Source organism: Cetobacterium somerae (assembly GCF_022430525.1).
Classification (GTDB): domain Bacteria; phylum Fusobacteriota; class Fusobacteriia; order Fusobacteriales; family Fusobacteriaceae; genus Cetobacterium_A.
Genome location: NZ_CP092520.1, coordinates 56,512 through 75,592, shown reverse-complemented (window position 1 = coordinate 75,592; position 19,081 = coordinate 56,512). Strand labels below are relative to the sequence as shown.

General features: G+C 29.2%; 16 protein-coding genes. 5 read left to right on the top strand and 11 right to left on the bottom strand.

All coding sequences use genetic code 11. The features are described from left to right. Positions 1–15: 15 nt before the first annotated feature. Positions 16–1,461: a phosphate--AMP phosphotransferase gene (locus MKD34_RS09435; RefSeq protein WP_240221026.1), complete on the top strand. Its 1,446-nt coding sequence runs from the start codon at positions 16–18 to the stop codon at positions 1,459–1,461. Positions 1,462–1,506: 45 nt separating this feature from the next. On the opposite strand, the gene ppnP is transcribed toward MKD34_RS09435, so the two are convergent. From ppnP to MKD34_RS09410, 5 genes are read right to left on the bottom strand one after another with little or no spacing between them, the layout of a single operon-like run. Then, the gene (gene ppnP, locus MKD34_RS09430) at positions 1,507–1,815 is read right to left on the bottom strand and encodes a pyrimidine/purine nucleoside phosphorylase (RefSeq protein ID WP_023051300.1); all 309 of its coding nucleotides are present in this window, start codon (positions 1,813–1,815) and stop codon (positions 1,507–1,509) included. 12 nt (positions 1,816–1,827) lie between these two features. Beyond that, on the bottom strand, positions 1,828–2,622 hold the full coding sequence (gene proC, locus MKD34_RS09425; protein ID WP_240221025.1) for a pyrroline-5-carboxylate reductase: 795 nt from the start codon (positions 2,620–2,622) through the stop codon (positions 1,828–1,830). A gap of 22 nt (positions 2,623–2,644) precedes the next feature. Then, positions 2,645–5,020, bottom strand: a complete 2,376-nt coding sequence (gene hypD / locus MKD34_RS09420; RefSeq protein WP_240221017.1) for a trans-4-hydroxy-L-proline dehydratase — start codon at positions 5,018–5,020, stop codon at positions 2,645–2,647. Positions 5,021–5,025: 5 nt separating this feature from the next. Further along, positions 5,026–5,937 (bottom strand): trans-4-hydroxy-L-proline dehydratase activase, encoded by a 912-nt coding sequence (locus MKD34_RS09415; RefSeq protein WP_240221015.1) that lies wholly within the window; start codon positions 5,935–5,937, stop codon positions 5,026–5,028. A 14-nt stretch (positions 5,938–5,951) separates the two neighbouring features. Continuing rightward, positions 5,952–7,109, bottom strand: a complete 1,158-nt coding sequence (locus tag MKD34_RS09410; RefSeq protein ID WP_407933870.1) for a CD0519/CD1768 family membrane protein — start codon at positions 7,107–7,109, stop codon at positions 5,952–5,954. 324 nt (positions 7,110–7,433) lie between these two features. Between MKD34_RS09410 and MKD34_RS09405 the strand changes: the two genes are divergently transcribed. After that, positions 7,434–8,015 (top strand): helix-turn-helix domain-containing protein, encoded by a 582-nt coding sequence (locus tag MKD34_RS09405; protein ID WP_240221011.1) that lies wholly within the window; start codon positions 7,434–7,436, stop codon positions 8,013–8,015. Between the two features lie 29 nt (positions 8,016–8,044). Here MKD34_RS09405 and MKD34_RS09400 read toward each other — a convergent pair whose 3' ends face one another. Beyond that, complete coding sequence (locus MKD34_RS09400; protein WP_023051294.1) at positions 8,045–8,278, bottom strand: hypothetical protein; 234 nt, start codon at positions 8,276–8,278, stop codon at positions 8,045–8,047. A 137-nt stretch (positions 8,279–8,415) separates the two neighbouring features. On the opposite strand from MKD34_RS09400, the gene MKD34_RS09395 reads away from it, so the two are divergent. Next, positions 8,416–9,177, top strand: a complete 762-nt coding sequence (locus MKD34_RS09395; RefSeq protein WP_240221009.1) for a hypothetical protein — start codon at positions 8,416–8,418, stop codon at positions 9,175–9,177. Positions 9,178–9,232: 55 nt separating this feature from the next. Here the strand turns inward: MKD34_RS09395 and melB are convergent, their stop codons facing one another. Genes melB through MKD34_RS09380 form a run of 3 tightly spaced genes read right to left on the bottom strand, consistent with a single transcriptional unit; the run spans position 9,233 to position 13,842 of the window. Next, entirely contained in the window at positions 9,233–10,588 is a 1,356-nt protein-coding gene (gene melB, locus MKD34_RS09390) for a melibiose:sodium transporter MelB (RefSeq protein ID WP_240221007.1), read from the bottom strand. A gap of 20 nt (positions 10,589–10,608) precedes the next feature. Beyond that, complete coding sequence (locus tag MKD34_RS09385; protein WP_240221005.1) at positions 10,609–12,804, bottom strand: alpha-galactosidase; 2,196 nt, start codon at positions 12,802–12,804, stop codon at positions 10,609–10,611. Between the two features lie 12 nt (positions 12,805–12,816). Next, positions 12,817–13,842, bottom strand: coding sequence for a LacI family DNA-binding transcriptional regulator (locus MKD34_RS09380; RefSeq protein ID WP_240221003.1), 1,026 nt, complete (start codon positions 13,840–13,842; stop codon positions 12,817–12,819). A gap of 222 nt (positions 13,843–14,064) precedes the next feature. On the opposite strand from MKD34_RS09380, the gene mprF reads away from it, so the two are divergent. Both mprF and MKD34_RS09370 read left to right on the top strand, forming a co-directional pair. Then, positions 14,065–16,608, top strand: coding sequence for a bifunctional lysylphosphatidylglycerol flippase/synthetase MprF (mprF, locus tag MKD34_RS09375; protein ID WP_240221001.1), 2,544 nt, complete (start codon positions 14,065–14,067; stop codon positions 16,606–16,608). Between the two features lie 22 nt (positions 16,609–16,630). Then, on the top strand, positions 16,631–17,044 hold the full coding sequence (locus MKD34_RS09370) for a rhodanese-like domain-containing protein (protein WP_240220999.1): 414 nt from the start codon (positions 16,631–16,633) through the stop codon (positions 17,042–17,044). Positions 17,045–17,087: 43 nt separating this feature from the next. On the opposite strand, the gene MKD34_RS09365 is transcribed toward MKD34_RS09370, so the two are convergent. Beyond that, a complete protein-coding gene (locus MKD34_RS09365) occupies positions 17,088–18,437 on the bottom strand; it encodes a sugar porter family MFS transporter (protein WP_240220997.1) in 1,350 nt (449 codons plus the stop codon). Between the two features lies 1 nt (position 18,438). After that, on the bottom strand, positions 18,439–19,047 hold the full coding sequence (locus tag MKD34_RS09360) for an NADPH-dependent F420 reductase (protein ID WP_240220995.1): 609 nt from the start codon (positions 19,045–19,047) through the stop codon (positions 18,439–18,441). Between the last annotated feature and the right edge of the window lie 34 nt (positions 19,048–19,081).

Sequence of the window (19,081 nt, the reverse complement as noted above, 5' to 3'; positions counted from 1 at the left end):
TAAGGAGGTTTTTTTATGGGCATTTTAAATAATGAAAGCTGTTTAAAAATGAAGGAAAAGGAGTATCATAAAACTATTGACCCCTTAAAGTTAAAACTTGCTGAACTTCAAAGAGTTGGTAAAGAGAAACAAATTCCTATTTTAATTATTTTTGAAGGTCTTGAAGCTTCAGGAAAGGGTGCTATTATAAATGAAATTCTTGTAACTTTAGATCCTAGAGGATATCGTGTTATTAACCATAATCATCCTTTAGCTGAAAATAACCTTCCTTTAAAACAATACTTAGAAGATATTCCTGGAAAAGGAGAGTTTCATATTTTTGATAAATCTTGGTATGATTTAGCTTTTCAAGAATCGACTGATATCACTCGAAGATGTAAAGAGATAAATAAAATTGAACGTTCTCTTATTAGAAGTGGAATGTTAATAATTAAATTTTTTCTTCATGTTTCTAGAAAAATTCAGAAGAAAAGATACTTTAAAGCTAAAAAAAATCCAGCTAAATCATGGAAAGTAACTCCATACGCTTGGAAACAAAATTTTAATTATAAATCTATTATTGAAAGTTGGGAAGATATTATTGAACGAACTAATAACTATGATTGTGGATGGAATATTATCTCTTCAAATAGTTTATATGGAGCTAAATCTGAAGTTTTTAGAATAATTGTTGAAAAAATAGAAAGTTATTTAAATCAAAAAGAAGTGCGACCTGATGATGTACTTCTTCCTTATAAAAAACCATACTCTTTAGATGATGTGGATCTTTCTAAAACAATTGATAAAAAAGAGTATAAAAAAGAGTTAGTAAAACTACAAAATAAAATTTCAAATCTTCATCATGAACTTTACACTAGGCGTATCCCTGTTATAATAGCCTATGAAGGTTGGGACGCTGCTGGAAAAGGTGGAAATATTAAAAGAGTTGTTGAAAAAATGGACCCTAGAGGTTATGATGTTATCCCAATTGCAGCTCCTAACGATGTTGAAAAGAGTAAACACTACCTTTGGAGATTCTGGAGATCCTTTCCTAGATATGGCCATGTAGCTATTTTTGATAGAACATGGTACGGTCGAGTTCTTGTGGAAAGAGTGGAAAAATTTGCCACTAAGTATGAGTGGAAAAGAGCTTATCAAGAGATTACGGATATGGAAACTCAGTGGGTAAATAATGGTTCTATTATTATTAAATTCTGGTTACAGATATCTAAAGAGGAGCAATTAAAAAGATTTAAAGAAAGAGAAAATACTCCATCTAAACAATGGAAAATAACTGAAGAGGATTGGAGAAACCGTGAAAAGTGGAAAGAATATAAAGAAGCTGTAGAAGAGATGATCTCTAGAACCTCTACTAACTCTTCTCCTTGGTATATAGTTCCTGCTAATGACAAATACTATGCTCGAATTTTTGTATTAAAGAAAATTATAAAAGAGATTGAAAAATGTCTGTACGGAGTTTAGATTAATTAAAAATCCCCTTCTGGCTTAGCCAAAAGGGGATTTTCTTTATTTATAAGAACAACAGTAATCTGCGTAATCATTAACTACAACTTTAAAAGATGAATCTCCCTCTACAGAAAAACTTTCTCCCTCTTTTATCTTGATAAATCCAGAATCTTGAGCTCTTTTAATTAGCATCTCTCCACCTAAAACTTCCATTACTTCTGGAGCTGCTGTTCCAAACTCATATTCTCCTTTTTGCATAAACCCTAAAGTTTTTCTACTTCCATCTTCAAATATAATTGTTCTACTATCTACCCTTCCATCAAAATATACATTTGCCTTTTTTATAACCTTTACATTTTTAAACTCCACTTTTTCTCCCCCTTACATTTTTCTAGCTTTAGCTACACAACCTCTAATCGCTTCTATAACACTACTTCTCATTCCTCTTTCTTCTAAAATACTCACAGCTTCTATTGTTGTCCCTCCTGGAGAACAAACCATATCTTTTAAAGCTCCTGGGTGTATCCCTGTTTCTAAAACCATTTTAGCACTTCCTAAAACTGCTTGAGCTGCAAACTTATATGCCATCTCTCTTGGCATTCCCTCCATTACTGCTCCATCTGCCAAAGCCTCTATAAACATATAAACATATGCAGGTGAGCTTCCACTAACTCCAACTACAGCATCCATCATATACTCAGCTACAACTTCAGCTTTTCCAATTGAATTTAAAAGAGTACAAATATAGTCTAACTCCCCTTTAGTAACTTTTTTATTTGCACAAATTGCTGTCATTCCTTCACAAACCATTGCTGGAGTGTTTGGCATTGTTCTAACAATTTTAATCTCTTTTCCAAAAGTTGCTTCTAAATTTTTTAAAGTTTGTCCAGGGGCTATAGTTACCACAGTTGTAGTTTCTTTTACAAATGGTGATATCTCTTTTATTACTTCACTATAAAATTGTGGTTTTACAGCTAAAAATATTACATCACAATTTTCTACAACCTCCTTATTATCCTCTGTTATATTTATTCCATAGTTTGTTTTTACTTTTTCTAAAGTTGGTAAAAACTTATCAGCAGCAAATACATCCTCTTTTTTAACAATCCCTGAAGAGATTATCCCTTTTATTATTGCACCAGACATATTTCCTGCCCCTATAAATCCTATTCTCACTGTGTCCTCCTTCTTTTTCTAACTAATTAAAGTTTTGTTCTGTTCTATCTATTATTTCATCTTGTAAAGCTTTACTTAGATTTCTAAAATGATCACTATATCCAGCAACTCTTACTATTAAATCCTTATATTCATCTGGATTTTGCTGAGCCTTTAAAAGTGTCTCTTTATCTATTACATTAAATTGTATGTGATGTCCATCCATATTGAAATATGTTTTTACAACATCTGCCATATGATTTAATCCCTCTTCACCTTTTACTACATTTGGAAGAAACTTTTGATTTAACAACGTTCCACCAGTTTTTAAATGATCCATTTTTGCTGCTGATTTTAAAACTGCTGTCGGTCCATAAATATCCGCTCCCTTTTCTGGAGAGATTCCCTCTGAAACTGGTTTATGAGCTAATCTTCCATTTGCACTTGCCATCATAACTTCACCGAAATACACGTGACATGTTGTTGGTAACATATTTATAGCATATCTTCCACCTTTCATATTAGGTCTATCTGTTACAACTGAGTTATAATACTCAAATACTGATTTCATTATATCATCTGCATAGTCATTATCGTTTCCATATTTTGGAGTTTTATTTTTTACTAAATTTAATATTCTTGCACTACCTTCAAAGTTATTATTTAAAGCATTCATTAACTCTTCCATTGTAAAGTTTTTTTCATCATAAACATTATATTTTATAGCTGCTAGAGAGTCAGTTATTGTTCCAATTCCTACTCCTTGAACATACGTTGTATTATAACGAGCTCCTCCAGCATTATAATCTTTTCCTCTAGAGATACAATCATTTGTTATAACTGATAAAAATGGAACTGGCATATATTTAGCATAAATTGTTTCTATTATATTACTTCCCTCTATTTTAATATCCATAAAATACTTTATCTGTTTTTTATAAGCTTCAAAAAGTTCATCATAGCTTTTAAAATCCTCTGCATAACCCAATTTTAATCCTAGTTGCTTGTTACTAATTTTATCATAACCATTATTTAAAGTTAACTCTAAAATTTTTGGTAGATTAAAATATCCTGTTAATATATATGCTTCATTTCCAAAAGCACCAGTTTCTACACATCCACTTGCTCCACCTCTTCTAGCATCAGCTAAAGTTTTCCCAGCATTTAAAAGTTCTTGAACTATAGCTTCTGTATTGTAAAAAGCTGGTTGTCCCCACCCTTTACGTGAAATCGCACAAGCTTCTTTTAAAAACTTAAGAGGTGTTTTTCTACTAATTTGAACATTGGAACTTGGTTGTAGAAGTTTCATCTCATCCATACATCTTAAAATTAAATAGCTTACATCATTAACTCCATCCTGTCCATCTGGAGTTATTCCTCCTGTATTTATATTTGCAAAATCTGTATACGTACTACTCTCTTTTAAAGTTATTCCAACTTTTGGAGGTGCAGGTTGATTATTAAACTTAATCCATAAATTTTCTAAAAGTTCTAATCCTCTCTCCTCATTTAAAATTCCATCTTCGCAGTCTTTTATATAGAAACCATTTAAATGCTGATCTAATCTTCCTGGACTAAAGGCATCCCATGGATTTAACTCTGTAGTCACTCCAATATGAACAAACCAATACATTTGAATAGCTTGCCAATATGTTTTTGGCTTATGAGCTGGTACAACTTCACAATTTTTAGCAATTTCTAAAAGCTCCTCTTTTCTAACTGGATCTTTTTCAACTTTTGCCAACTTATGAGCTAACTCAGCATAACGTTTTCCTAAAGTTATAATTGCATCACAACAAATACTCATTGCATTCAGTTCTTGTTTTTTATCTAAAGCTTCCTTATCATTTAAAAAATCTAGTTTTTCAATAGTTTTTTGAATTTTTTTCTTATAATCTAAAAATCCATATTTATATATATTTTCAGAACCTACAGTATGTCCTGGGCCTCTTTGCTCCATAAACTCTGTAAAAATTCCACTTTCATAACACTCTTTCCACTCTTTCCCCATAGAGTTTATAATTTTATTTCTAATAGATCTTTTCTCCCAATATGGAATAATTTCATCTTCCTGAATTTTCAAATCCTCTTTTGTAACTTTAAAAGATATTAAATCTCTATCATTCATAATATGCATATCTTCTAAAGTATGACAACAAAGTTCTGGAAAAGTTGGAGCTGCCTGTGGTCCATTACCTTTTTCTCCTACAATTAACTCACCTTCATTTATACAAATAGATTTATTTTCCATAAAATGTTTAAAAGCAAGAGCTCTTAACTCTGGAATAGAAACCTCTCCTTCATACTTTTTATACGCTTCTGTTATTAATTTAGCTCTTTCAATATAAATATGTGCTGGAGTTTCCACACTTTGCTCTCTCAATTTTTGAATTCTTTCATTCATTCCTCTTTTTTTCATTTTATCTACCCTCCTATTTTAACATCTGAAAATCCATTTTTTCTAAAGATATCTAAATATTTTTCTAGTTCTTCCTGTGAAGGTGTAACAAAATCTTCTCCTAAATAACTTAAATCTAACTTCTCATATTTATTGGTTCCTGCTTTGTGATAAGGAAGCAGATTTATTTTTTTTACCTGAATATTCTCTTTTAAAAACTTTACAATTTTTTCAATACTTTCCTGGCTACTATTCACTCCACCTATTAAAGGTATTCTTATGTATATATTTTTTCCACACTCACTTAAATACTTTAAATTCGATAGTATTAACTCATTTCCTTTCCCCATATACTTTTCATGAACTTCGTTGTCCATTGTTTTTATATCGTATAAGAATGTATCTACATAATCTATTAAAGCTTCATAATTTTTTTGTGGAGCATAGCCACAAGTGTCTACAGTAACATGGTACCCTCTTTTTTTTATCTTTTTTAATAACTCAACTAAATAGCCAATATCTTGAGTCATTATCTCCCCACCTGATAAAGTAACTCCTCCACCTGACTCCTCATAAAACATTTTATCCTTATCAATCTCTTTTAAAAGCTCTTCCACTGGATATTGCTTCCCAACTATTTCTCTAGCTTCGTTTACACAATAATCTAAACATGTTTCACATAATATACAACTTTCTCTTTCTGTTTTAGCTATGTTCTTTTCAACTTTTATAACATGTTCTGGACAAATTTTTTCACACTCTTTACATCCTTTACATCTTTCATAATTAAAAAGTAGCTCTGGTGTATATCTTTGACTCTCTGGATTATGACACCACCAACAGTTTAAAAGACACCCTTTAAAAAATATTGTCGTTCTTATTCCGTCTCCATCATGAAGAGAGTACTTCTGTATATTTATTACATAGGGTATTGCCATCTTCTTCACTTCCTTTAAAATAATAATAGTAGTTTAAATAGATAGTTTGCTGCAACTCCTGCTATAAGCCCTCCTAAAAGTTGCCATAAAATACATATTTTTATAAAATGATTATGTTTTAATGTATCCAACATTCCAACATGTGTGCTTAAAAAACCACTCCAACAAATCCCCATTCCTGTAAATACTGCAATTGTATTTGCATTAGCTAAACCTTTATCTATAAATCCTTTAGTTAATCCCATAGCACTTCCTACAGCTCCCAACGCTGTAAAAGGATAAGCTAACAATTCTGGTTCCCCAAATCCCCATAACATTTTTGCAACTGGTGTAAAGTATGATCCTAACCTTGGCAATAATTGAACTCCTTCATAAGCTGCTCCCACATACGTTCCATTTTCTCCTTGAGGTCCAAATGTTAAAATCATAACAAATGTACAAATTAAAACTGTTCCAGAAGCACAAGCAAGACCTAGAGTTACTCCTGATTTAGCTCCATCCATCATAGATGCTAAAAGTCTTTCAAAAGCACTTCCTCCTCTAATCTTTCTAAGATCTCCTTCTTCTTTAGTATCTATTTTTTCACTACTTGATTCATTATAATATTTCTTAGCATATCTAAGAACCATTCTAACTGAGAATACTCCTCCAATAACTGCTCCTATATTTCCTATAAGTACCGCTTTAATATACTCACTTCCTAAACTTAGCATATACGCTGTTACAATAAGCCCCATTCCAAAAGTTGTTCCTAAATTCGTATAAGTAACTTTTTCAGCTTTTGTAAAATATTTACTAAATCCATGATCCTCTGCAAGTCCTAAAATAGCTGGATTGTCTGATATATACGTTGTTACAGCTCCTAGTGCTGCTGCTCCTGGTAATCCAAAAAGTGGCCTCATAAGTGGTGATATTATTTTATTAATTAAAGCGACAATTCCAAACTCTGACATAATTGAAGCTACTGCTCCTGCTAAAATGGCTACAGCCATAATGTAAAAAGATGTGTTCATTAAAACATCGTGACCAGTTTTCATCATAACACTAAAAACTTTGTCAATTCCCATAACGCTACCAAGATAAATAAAAAGAGTTACAAATACTGTTAAAACTACAAAAGTTTCCTTTGAAACTGAGGCGACTTCCCTTTCAACGCTCTCTTTTTCTGTCATTTCTTCTACTGCATTTTCATCTGTTATCTTTTGTTCTGTCATTTCCATTTTAATACCTCCCTTTTATTTTTTGAACGTATTATTCGTATTGTGCCTATTATAATCTTTAATTTTATTTTTTTCAACTACTTTTTTCATTTTTATGAATTTTACATGTTTAAAATAACTTAAAAACCATTTTTGAACTAAAATTCAAGGCTTATAAAGCCTTTGAAATTCATATATATGAATTTATAGATTTAATTTAAAAATTTTTCTAGAATTTTATCATTTTTTATGATAATTTAAACTATAAAGATATTTTTTACAATAAAGGGGGTTTTAATGAGTAAATATTCTACTAATATTGGTTCTTTAATAAAAGAACTTCGAAAAAAAAGAGAGATGACTTTAAAAGATTTGAGTACTGCTTGCAATCTATCTGTTGGTTTTTTATCTCAATTAGAAAGAGGAATGACAAGTATCGCCATTGATTCTCTAGAGATTATTGCTCACTCTCTAGGTGTTGAATTAGAATTTTTCTTTGATTTTAATAAAAAAGAAGAGGAGAGTAAGTTAATTGTAAGAAGTTACAATAGAGATGCTGTAGCTATTACAGATAAGATTATCCAACATAATTTAAGCTCAAATACAAAAGCTTATAATTTGTATCCTAGATTAATAGATATTATGCCCTTCACAGATAATGGTTCATACAATTTACAACTGTATTCTCATGAGGGAGAGGAGTTTATATTTGTTTTAGAAGGAGTCTTAACTTTAAATCTTGAGGATGAAGAGTTTATACTTTACCCAGGAGATAGTACTACTTTCAACTCGACAAAACCACACAATTGGAAAAATGAAACAAACTGCATAACTAAAATTATATGTGTTCATAATCCAAATCCATTTAAAGAGATTTAAAAAATATTACTAAATAAAAAGAGAGAGGATTATTTCATAACCCTCTCTCTAGCTTTTATAAATTTTTTATTACAATACAAACATCTACTACTCAATTCACCTTCATCTTCAAATTGCTCTGAAAAATCACTATTTGGAACTCTTTTTCCACAAATTTTACAAAATTCGTTTCGACCCTCTCTCTGTTCAAAAATCAACTCTATATTTCTAGCTATATTTTTAAAAATCTCTTGAATCCTTTTAAAACTAAAGAAATTTAGCATTTTTATCACCTCTTAATTATTATAATCATTTTACAAAAAATAAACAACATTCCTTTTATTTTATTAAAGTTTTAAAGGATTTTTATTTTTTTTCAGAACATACAGATGTAGATATTTTTATCGGGAGGATTTTCATTATGAAAAAAGTTGTTATTCTATTAAAAAATGGCAATGATTTAGATCTTATTTTTAAAAGCTATATTCACTTAAAAACTCATTTTGGTTTTGACATCGTTCCAATGTATATTCGAGACATTGCTTATAAAATTCCAATTAGCGAGACTGTTTTAAATTCAGGTGGCGCTGCTGAAATTTTAAATGAGATGGAAGATGATTTTGTTGCTCAAGTGCACGAAGCTTTAAGAAAATACAAAATTGAAACTGAACTTATAGTTCAATCTGAAGTTGGAGTAGACGAAGTTAAAACTCTTTTAAAAACTGCCGACTTACTTATGCTAGAACAAAGTGTATATTTAAATGATTTATTCTTAGAACTATTAAAAATAGCTTATAGACCTATTATTATTTTAAGAAATAAACCATTAACTTTTGAAAATATCTCAATAGTTTCTAACGATGGTGTTAAAATTAATAAGAGTGTTTATAACTTCTTAAGTCTTTTCCCTAATTTAGATACAGATAGTATTCCAATACTTACATGGAATTGTAATTATGAAAAGCACTACTTAGTTGAACTTCTAAAAAACAAAGGTCTTTCTGCTGATGTTATAAACTTTAACTCTAAAGATGATACTTTAAAAGATTTTTATTTTGCTTTAGGAAAATCTAACTTAGTACTTATGGGAAATCTAAGTCGTTCTTTTTTCTTTGAAAAAATAACTAATCGAACTGGATTAAACCTTTTAGAAAATCTTAATACTTCAATTTTTATAGGATAGATTAAAATAAACCAATAAAAAATGGTGTAACTACTTTTAGCTACACCATTTTTATTTATGCTTCCACTTCTCTTTTAACTTTTATAGCTTCAACTATTTCATCATAATATTCACCATTTAATCTATAATATTTTTTATAGATTACATACCCAAATATTGAAAGTAGAATTGGGAAAACTATCATCAAATATTTTATTCCCATTATAGCTGACCCACTTTGAGCTACATTTGGAACATATCCTACTAGTGACAATCCCATTCCTATTAACCATCCACTTACAGCTGATGCTGATTTTACAAGTAGTGTTTGAACTGAGAAAATTACACTTTCATTTCTACTTCCAAACTTAAACTCTCCATAATCTACAACATCTGCTAGCATTACTGTTGAAATACCTAAAGTTAATCCCCCACCTAACTTTGCCACTATTCCAGCTAAAGCTATTAATGTTCCATTTGTTGGTGCTACATTTCCAAAAATGAATAACATTAAAAATCCAACTACAGGAAGTGCACATGCTAAGAAAAACACCTTTTTTCTTCCTAGCTTTCTTGATAAAATTGGAAACATCATTAAAGATCCAATCTCTGCTAACCCTGAAAATCCAGTGAAAACTGAAAATAAAGTTTCCACTCCAATTACATATTTAAAATAATATATTGCTACTCCACCAGAAATTTGCGCCATTAAGTTATACATTAAAACTGTTCCAATCAATGCTACCAATTGATCATTTTTCAAAATTAATCTAAAGGCTTCTTTTAAATTTATCTTTTCACTATTTTTTTTAGTTTTTATCTGCTCCTTTACATTTGTTACCATTAGTAAAGTTGTTAAAATAAATACTCCTGCAATTCCAAGTGATAGTAATGAGAATCCCCTTCCCTCATTTCCTTTTCCTAAAAATGCTATTAGTGGTAATCCTAAACTTCCAAGAGATAACCAAGCTAAACTTGCAAATATTCTAGGTACTACTGCTATCTCCTCTCTTTCTTTTTTATCATCAGAAAGAGCTGGTATCATAGACCAAAATGGTATATCCATAACTGTATAAGTCATTCCCCAAAGAATATACATAATAGATATATAGATATATAAACTTTTCCCACTAAATGCCTCTGGTTTTGTAAACATTCCAACCACTGTAATAGCATTTAAAAGAGTTCCAATTAAAATCCAAGGTCTAAATTTTCCCCATTTACTTCTTGTATTATCTACAATCATACCCATAGCAGGATCATTTATTGCATCCCACATTCTAGCTACTAAAAATAGTGTTCCTACAAAGGCTGGAGCTAACCCTAAAACATCTGTAAAATAATACATTAAAAATATATAAACTATTGCACAAGCATAATCTTTTCCTAAAGCACCTAAACCGTATGATAATTTTGTTTTTAAACTAACCATGATACTCCTCCCGTGAGCTTTTATTTAATCTCTTTTAATTTAAAAATTCTACTTTTAAAATCTTGAGTTTCTGAATCTTTTGAAAAATATCTCTCTGGTTGTGGAAATACAATTCCAACACTCATAAGTTCATCTCCATAAGCTTCAAATTCATCATTTACTAAATATTTTTTCTCAGAATCTAAACCTTTTAGTATCACTTTTTTATTATATCCTGGATTTGGCTCAGCTAAAATTGTAAAATGTCCAACTAAAGCCTCATCTTTTTCTTTACTCACAACCATCCAAGCTGCTGTATTGCTTTCAAAAGGACTTTCTAATCTATAAAAATCTCCAAACTGTATAAGTTTTCTATTTCTTTTATAAAAATTTAAATACTGTCTTACCTCTTCCCCCATTTCAGTATCAAAATCTAAAAGATTCAATTCATATCCAAAGTTTCCAAAACTAGCTACATCATTTCTTGTTTTTAAACTAGTTTTTCTAGCTGTTTGATGATTTGGTATATCTGACACATGAGCTCCCATTGATATTAAAGGATAAGCTAATGATGTACCATGTTGAATATTTAGTCTCACTATTGCATCTGTATCATCACTAGTCCAAACTTGTGGCATATAATGTAACATCCCTGCATCAAATCTTCCCCCTCCTGATGCACATGATTCAAATAATATATGCGGAAACTTAGTTGTTAATGTCTCTAAGATCTCATATAATCCAAGTATGTATTTATGTGGTAAATCTTGATATGTTATCTCTGTCATATTTCTATTCATATCCCATTTTACATAACTTATTGGTGCCTCTGAAAATCTTTCAGATAAAATATTAACTATATAATCTCTAACCTCTTCTTTTGAAAGATCTAATATATATTGATTTCTCCCCATTGATAATCTTCTATTTTGTACTCCTAAAATCCAATCTGGATGCTCCTCATATAATCTACTATTTTTACTAATCATCTCTGGTTCAAACCAAAGTCCAAATTTAATTCCCTCTTTTACTACTTTTTCTCCTAAACCTTTAATTCCATTTGGTAATTTTTCTAAATTTGGAAACCAATCTCCTAAAGATGTTTTATCATCATTTCTTTTTCCAAACCAACCATCATCTAAAACAAAAAGTTCAAATCCTAACTCTTTTGCTTTTCCTGCCATAGCTACAATTTTTTCCTCATTAAAGTCAAAATATGTCGCTTCCCAGTTATTAACTAAAATTGGTCTTTCTTTATCTCTCCATTCCCCTCTTGCAACTCTCTCACGGAAAAGTTTATGAAAAGTTTGGCTTAAATCATTCATTCCTTTATCACTATACACAATTATTGCTTCTGGAGTTTGAAAACTTTCTCCGCTTTTTAGCTCCCACTTAAAATCAAATGGATTAATACCCATCGTAACTCTTGTTGCATCAAAGTGATCTACCTCTACATGTGCTAAGAAATTTCCTGAATAAACCAAAGCAAAACCTATGCTTTCTCCCATATTTTCAGTTGTTTCAGGTCTTTTTAAAATTATGAATGGATTTTGATGAGCACTACTCGCCCCTCTAGTACTATCAATATATTGACATCCAACTTCAAGTTTTCTATTTTTTATAAATCTCTCTCTTGCCCAAGCTCCCGAAAGGTGTATCATTTCATAATTATAATCTGGAAGATCTAATGCAAAACTCATAGCTCTATGAATATTTATACTTTCTTTTCCATTGTTTTCAAACCTTGCATTTCTTGTAATTACATCTCTATCTTTATACACCGTGTATGTTAAAAACAGTTTACAATTTAAAACATTATCTTCTAACTCTATTTCTAAAGTTTCTCCCTCTCCTTCATTTTCCATATAAGTGGAAGGTAACCCTTTTAATTTTTCTTTTCCTTTATAAACTCTATACCCTTTATATACAAAATCACTAATTCTACTATTATCTCCACTTTCTATTTGAAAAGCAGGTTTTCTAAAATCTGTTGTCCCATACGATGGATACTCTTGTTTATAATACTCTAATGAAAATCCAGGATCATCTTCATGATGAGCTATTATTCCTATACCTACTTCTGGTTGATGAAAAAAATGAGAGAAACTTTCTCTATGTTTTATTTTTTTTCCAAAGTATAAGTTACCTAATTGCCCATTTTTCATAACATTAAATATATAGCTCATATTTATACTTTGTAAGTGAAACTCTTTTTTCTCTTCGTTTATATATATCATCTTTCCTCCTACTTAATCTAAATAACTCTCTTTTACATACTCCTCTAAACCTTTTATTAAAGTTGTTTTCACAAAAGTTACCTTTGGTTTTTCTCCTTTATCATTTACAAGTAGTTCTACTGCTGTTTTAGCCAAGTTATTTATATCTGGAGCTACCGACATAAGTCCTAAAGGAATTGTATTTCTTAAATTATCAAACCCTATAATTGGAATATTCTCTTTTCCATTTTCTTTTAAAATATTATTTACACAATAACTCATATTGTCATTGGCACAAAACACTCCATCAAACTCTATATTTTTCTCTAATAATTCCATTACTATCTCTGTAGCTTTTTCATCTGAATAGTTACCATTATAAATCATTGGAGCTATTCCAAATTTTTTCATAGCTTCTAAATAACCATTTTCTCTTTCTTTTCCAGAAAGTTTACATCTATCTCCTGATATATGGATAACTCTTTTTTTTCCTAATTTTATAAGGTGTTCCGTAGCTTCTTTAGCTCCATTAAAATCTTCTGTATTTATATAATAAACTCCTTTGTTTTCACAACTTGGATTTAAAAGATAGTCAACTAATACAATTGGAGAGTATTGCTTTATTATTTTTTTTATATTTTCTTCGCCCTCTTTAAATCCTATAAATATTCCTCCAACAATATCTCTATTTACATATAACGACTCTACTTTAGAAAAACTATTATCGTTTATTACATCAACTAATAACTGGTAATCTGATTTTAATGCCTCTTTTAAAACTCTATTTATAAAATCTAAGTAATAACCAAAAGATAATCCATTATCTAATATCTTGCTTTTATCATTATTATCTCCATAGATAAAAAGTCCAATTGTTCTACTTTTTTTTCCAGCTAAAACTTGAGCACTAGAGTTAGGAATGTATCCTAGCTCATCTATAATCTTTAAAACCTTTTCTCTCGTTTCTGAAGGAACATTGGGATAATTATTTATAACTCTCGAAACTGTACTTCTTGAAACTCCAGCTATTTGAGCTACTTTAGTGCTATTTATCTTCACTTTTCTTCTCCTTATTGTTTTATGAACGCGTGTTTATTGTATTTATAAAACGATTATATTGTATTTAGAACATTTTTACAACATTTTTTATTTGTATATTCAACCACTTATTTAACTCAGGTAAATTAAGTATTCTTTTTTTTATTTTTATTTAATAGAGGATAATTTAGTTTTTTTTGTAAATCTATTATAGTGATATTTAATTAATGAGGTGGGGTTACTATGGAAGATGTTTCAAAATTTAATAAGAAAAAAATTATTGAATATTTTAAAATTGCAGCTGAATTAACTATTTTTTTAGTTGCTGTATTTTTTATACACAAAGAGTTAAAAAAATATAGTCTTCATGACTTAAGATCTTCAATTGAAGCTATCCCTTTTTGGGCAATAACTTTAATTATTTTCTTTGTATGTTTAGACTATCTAATTTTAACTTGCTTTGATATTTTAGCTTTTAAAAACGAAAACTACAATTTACCTAAAAAAAATATAGGTTTCGTTGCTTTTGTTAGTTTTGCTTTTGCTAACTCTATCGGTCTATCTGGTCTGACTGCATCTGGACTTAGATTAAATCTGTATTCTATTTTAGGAGTTCCGTATAAAACTATTATGAATGTAGTTATATTTTGTTATACAACCTTTTGGTTAGGACTACTTTGGATTGGAGGTATTTTTTTAACCCTTCTTCCAGTTTCTTTAGTTGATATAAAGTTACCTATAAAACTACCTATAGACACTACAGTTCCCATTGGAATTATTCTTTTAATTGGAGCTATTATTTTTACTGGGGTAATCGTAAAAAAGCATAAAAACACTAAAGAAATTTTAATCAATAGGATTATTGTTGCTTTAGCTGATTGGATTTCTTTAAGTTTTGTATTGTATTTTGCACTACCTCCACATAATAGAATTGATTTTTTCCATTTTTTAGCTATTTTTATTATTGCACAAATTTTAGGTTTCTTAAGTAACGTTCCTGGAGGAATTGGTGTTTTTGATTTGATTTTTTTAACTTTATTAGGAGGGGCTTATTCTTCAGATAAAATTATTGGTGCTCTTTTAGTATATAGAATAGCTTATTTCTTCATACCACTACTTGTAGCTTTTACTATTTTTACAATCTATCATCTTTTCATCAGAAAAGATAACACTAAAATTACTGGTATTGAAAATATTATTTTTTCTCAGTTCCCTAATTTTTTAAGTGTGATTATATCACTTTCTGGAATTATTCTTATTTTTTCAGGATTTTTTCCATTTAAGTCTGATTTAATAACAAAAGTAGAGGTTATCTTTCCGTTTTTAAGCTTGGAAACCTCTCATTTTATAGGTGCTGCTGTTGGAACTACTCTATTATTTTTAGCTTATTATATTCAAAATAGATTTGAGCTTGCTTATTTTCTTTCTATAATATTCTTAGGATGTTCTGTTGCTTTATCTATAGTTAAAGAGTTCCATCTATTTTTTATAGCTTTTTTAACTTTAACCTTTATTGGAACTATCCCTACTAAAAAATATTTTTATAGAAAAAGTGGATTTTTATCTGAAAAACCATCTATAAAAAAGATTTTAACTATTGGTTTAATCATTTTAATAGGAATATATTTAGGTATTTTTTCATATAAAGAAACTGAATTTTTTTCAAAAATTTCTTGGAAGTTTTCAAATACACTTTTAGGTATTTTCTTTGCCTTTGCTATATTAGCTATTTTAAACGTTATTGTAGCTAAAAAAAATTATAAGAAAGAACCTAATATTGAACCAAGTGAAATAGAAAATTCTCCAACAGATACAGATTTAAAAAATTGTATCAATCTTTCTAGTACAACAGATGCTTATTTAGCTCTTTTAGGAGATAAAGAGATTATATTTGATGATAGTAAAAACTCTTTTATCATGTTTGGAAAAAGTGGGCACTCATTTGTAGCTATGGGAGACCCTATTGGAGATGAAAAAACTTTTGGAAGTTGCATTTGGAAATTTTATAATCACTGTAAAACTAATAAAAAAGAGACTGTTTTCTATGAAATTAACAAAAATTACTTAAATTATTATTTAGATGTGGGACTTAGCTTTTTAAAAATTGGTGAATTTGCTCAAGTTCATTTAGAAAATTTTACGTTAGACGGTAGTGATGCGAAACCTTTAAGACATGCTTTTAATAGAGTGGAAAAAGAGGGGTATGCTTTTGAAGTTATTCCAGTTGAAAAAGTGCCTGAAATTTTAGATGATTTAGAAAGTATTTCTAATGAATGGTTACAAGATAAAAATGCCAAAGAAAAAGGATTTTCTTTAGGTAAATTTACAAAAGAGTATCTATTAAACTTTCCAGTGGGAGTTATAAAAAAAGATAATAAAATTTTAGCCTTTGGAAATCTCTTAGAAACAAGTAATAAAGAGGAGATATCTCTTGATTTAATGAGATATCGAAATGATGCTGTTCATGGAACTATGGATTATTTTTTTATCTGTGTTATGAATTATGGAAAGGAAAATGGCTTTAAAAAATTTAATTTAGGGATGGCCCCCTTAGCTGGAATCGAAGATAATACCGCTTCATTTTGGAATAAGATAGAACGTGCTATTTTCTCCCACGGAGAGCATTTTTATAATTTCAAAGGACTTCGTAGCTTTAAAGATAAATTTAATCCTCAGTGGGAACCTAGATATATAGCTTACTCTGGTCCTTTCAATCTACCTAATATACTAAAAGATGTTACTCTTTTAATTTCTGGAGGTATTCGAGGACTTATTTCTAAAAAATAAAAATAATTTAAGGAGGATTTTAATGAAAAAAATATTTTTATCTATGTTATTACTAGTTTTAGGTTTAAACTCTACTTCTTTTGCTAATACTCCATCTTACAACGATGTTGAAGGTTACTATGAAACTGTTTCTCTTTCTGAAGTTATGGATATTCTAAATAAAAATAAAGGTACTCTTTTAGATGTTCGAAATAACGATGAAGTTGAAAAAACAGGATTAGTTAAAGGAGCTAAACATATTCCTCTTCCTGATCTAGAAAAACGATTGTCAGAACTTAATAAAGATGAAACATATATAACTTTTTGTGTAAGTGGAAATCGTTCTAAAAAAGCTGCTGAAATTTTGAAGAAAAACGGCTTTAAAAATATCTATAATTCTAAAGAAGGGATGAGTACTTGGCCTTATAAAGATATGGTTGAACCAGTTAAAAAGTAAATAAAAATCTGAGCTTGTCACTAAGCTCAGATTTTATTTTATTTTATTTTATTTTATTCCAAAACTCTCCTATCTCCTCTAAAGTTTTACCCTTTGTTTCAGGAATAAAAGGAATAAAAAATAGTGATAATAAACTTATTATAAAAAATATAAAAAATGGTAGTGATTCACTTCTTAAATCTATCGCTGGATAAATTTGTGTTAATGTTATATCAAATATATAGTTTATAACATTAAATAGTGTAACTCCCAACGACCTAATTGAATTTGGTGTAATCTCTGATATATACACTGTTAAAGCTGTTCCTAGTGCCACTGTATAAGTTAAATTATATATGTATACTGAATATACATCATAAACTCCTCGCTCTTTATAAAATAATGCATACGTTAAATAACCTAAAGAAATTGTCATTACTAAAGTTCCGTAAAATAACAATTTTTTCCTTCCATATCTATCGATTAGAAATAAAACAATAATTGATCCTAAAATCTCATATATTCCCATTGTTACACTTTGAAAATATCCTGATGTACTAACTGAAGAAGTCTCTTGAAAAATTTCTGGCGCATAATATATTATTGGATTTATTCCAGAGAATTGCTTAAAAACTGCCGAAACTACAACTAACAAAAGAACTATTTTTATTCCTTTTGTTATGCTTTGAAAATTCCTTTTATTTGGTGTTTTTTCATTGCTTTCAGTTACATTTAACTCTTCCATAACCTTTTCAACTCTATCATCAGGTAATACTTTTTTCAAACTTTCTCTAGCTTTATCTTTAAATCCTTTTAAATATAGCCATCTAGGACTTTCTGGAATCTTTAGAAAAAGTATAAATATAATTAACCCTTGAAAAGTTTCTAAAAAAAATAAAACTCTCCAAGAATTATTTATTATAAATCTATTTGTTAAATTATTCGTAATTAAATATGCTAACCAAAATCCTACAACTAATCCAAATGGCATAAACAGTTGATTTATCGTTCCATTCCTTCCTCTTGTCTCAATTGGTGATATTTCAATTACATATATAGATCCTACTAAAAAAACACTTCCTAATCCTAATCCCATAACCAATCTTCCCAACATAAACATCTCTATATTTATGGAGAATGTAGTTATAAGACCACCTATTAAAAATCCAAACAAACTATAAATAATCGTTTTTTTTCTTCCTATTTTTTCAGAAAAATATCCTGCACAAAGTCCACCTATTAATCCACCTATCAAAACAATAGTTATTAGTGTTCCAACCATTTGTTTGTCTATTTTAAAAGTGCTTGCCAAAATTTCAATACTACTAGAGATAACTGCTGAATCAAAATCAAAAATATATCCAAAAGAAGCAGTTAACACTGCAATATACACTACATATTTTTCTTTACTCATTTTATCTTATCCAAATCAATCCATTTTCAAAAGATTTTCCTTGTTTTCTCACCATCTCTATCCAAATCATTGCAAGAGGTTCTAAATATCTAGAGAAATGTATATCTCCAATCAACATAGGATCAAATCCCATTTCAAAAAGTAATTCCTCAACTTTTTTATTAGCTATTTTATTATTCCCAGCTAATAACATTGTAAGTTTTTTTTCATTTATACATGGATTAATTAGCTTCTCTACTCCCAAAGTATTTAAAGTTTTCACTATGTGAGAATCTTTTAAAATCTCTTGTATTACTTCTCCATTGGAAGTATATCTTCCACGAGTTAAAATATAGTCTTCACCAATGGGATTTGTTAAATCAATAAAAATTTTCCCTTCAGGATTTTTTATATTTGTTACAGCTTTTTCAACTTTATTTCCAGGTACAGCTATAATTATAATTTCATTATCTTCTGCTATATCTTTACTATCAACATATTCTATAAAATGTTTTTTTTCAATCTCCTCTTTCAAATCTTTTACTCCTATTTGAACTGGGTGTCCTAATTTATGAAAAACCTCTGCTAAAGCATTTGCTACAACTCCATTTCCTAATATTCCTATATTCATATATTCCTCCTTAACTCAACATTCTTAATACTTT

Excerpts from the sequence above, each read along its gene's own strand:
- MKD34_RS09435 (WP_240221026.1), top strand. The coding sequence starts at position 16 with ATGGGCATTTTAAATAATGAAAGCTGTTTAAAAATGAAGGAAAAGGAG.
- hypD (WP_240221017.1), bottom strand. The coding sequence starts at position 5,020 with ATGAAAAAAAGAGGAATGAATGAAAGAATTCAAAAATTGAGAGAGCAA.
- MKD34_RS09415 (WP_240221015.1), bottom strand. The coding sequence starts at position 5,937 with ATGGCAATACCCTATGTAATAAATATACAGAAGTACTCTCTTCATGAT.
- MKD34_RS09410 (WP_407933870.1), bottom strand. The coding sequence starts at position 7,109 with ATGACAGAAAAAGAGAGCGTTGAAAGGGAAGTCGCCTCAGTTTCAAAG.
- MKD34_RS09405 (WP_240221011.1), top strand. The coding sequence starts at position 7,434 with ATGAGTAAATATTCTACTAATATTGGTTCTTTAATAAAAGAACTTCGA.
- MKD34_RS09400 (WP_023051294.1), bottom strand. The coding sequence starts at position 8,278 with ATGCTAAATTTCTTTAGTTTTAAAAGGATTCAAGAGATTTTTAAAAAT.
- MKD34_RS09395 (WP_240221009.1), top strand. The coding sequence starts at position 8,416 with ATGAAAAAAGTTGTTATTCTATTAAAAAATGGCAATGATTTAGATCTT.
- melB (WP_240221007.1), bottom strand. The coding sequence starts at position 10,588 with ATGGTTAGTTTAAAAACAAAATTATCATACGGTTTAGGTGCTTTAGGA.
- MKD34_RS09385 (WP_240221005.1), bottom strand. The coding sequence starts at position 12,804 with ATGATATATATAAACGAAGAGAAAAAAGAGTTTCACTTACAAAGTATA.
- mprF (WP_240221001.1), top strand. The coding sequence starts at position 14,065 with ATGGAAGATGTTTCAAAATTTAATAAGAAAAAAATTATTGAATATTTT.
- MKD34_RS09370 (WP_240220999.1), top strand. The coding sequence starts at position 16,631 with ATGAAAAAAATATTTTTATCTATGTTATTACTAGTTTTAGGTTTAAAC.
- MKD34_RS09365 (WP_240220997.1), bottom strand. The coding sequence starts at position 18,437 with ATGAGTAAAGAAAAATATGTAGTGTATATTGCAGTGTTAACTGCTTCT.
- MKD34_RS09360 (WP_240220995.1), bottom strand. The coding sequence starts at position 19,047 with ATGAATATAGGAATATTAGGAAATGGAGTTGTAGCAAATGCTTTAGCA.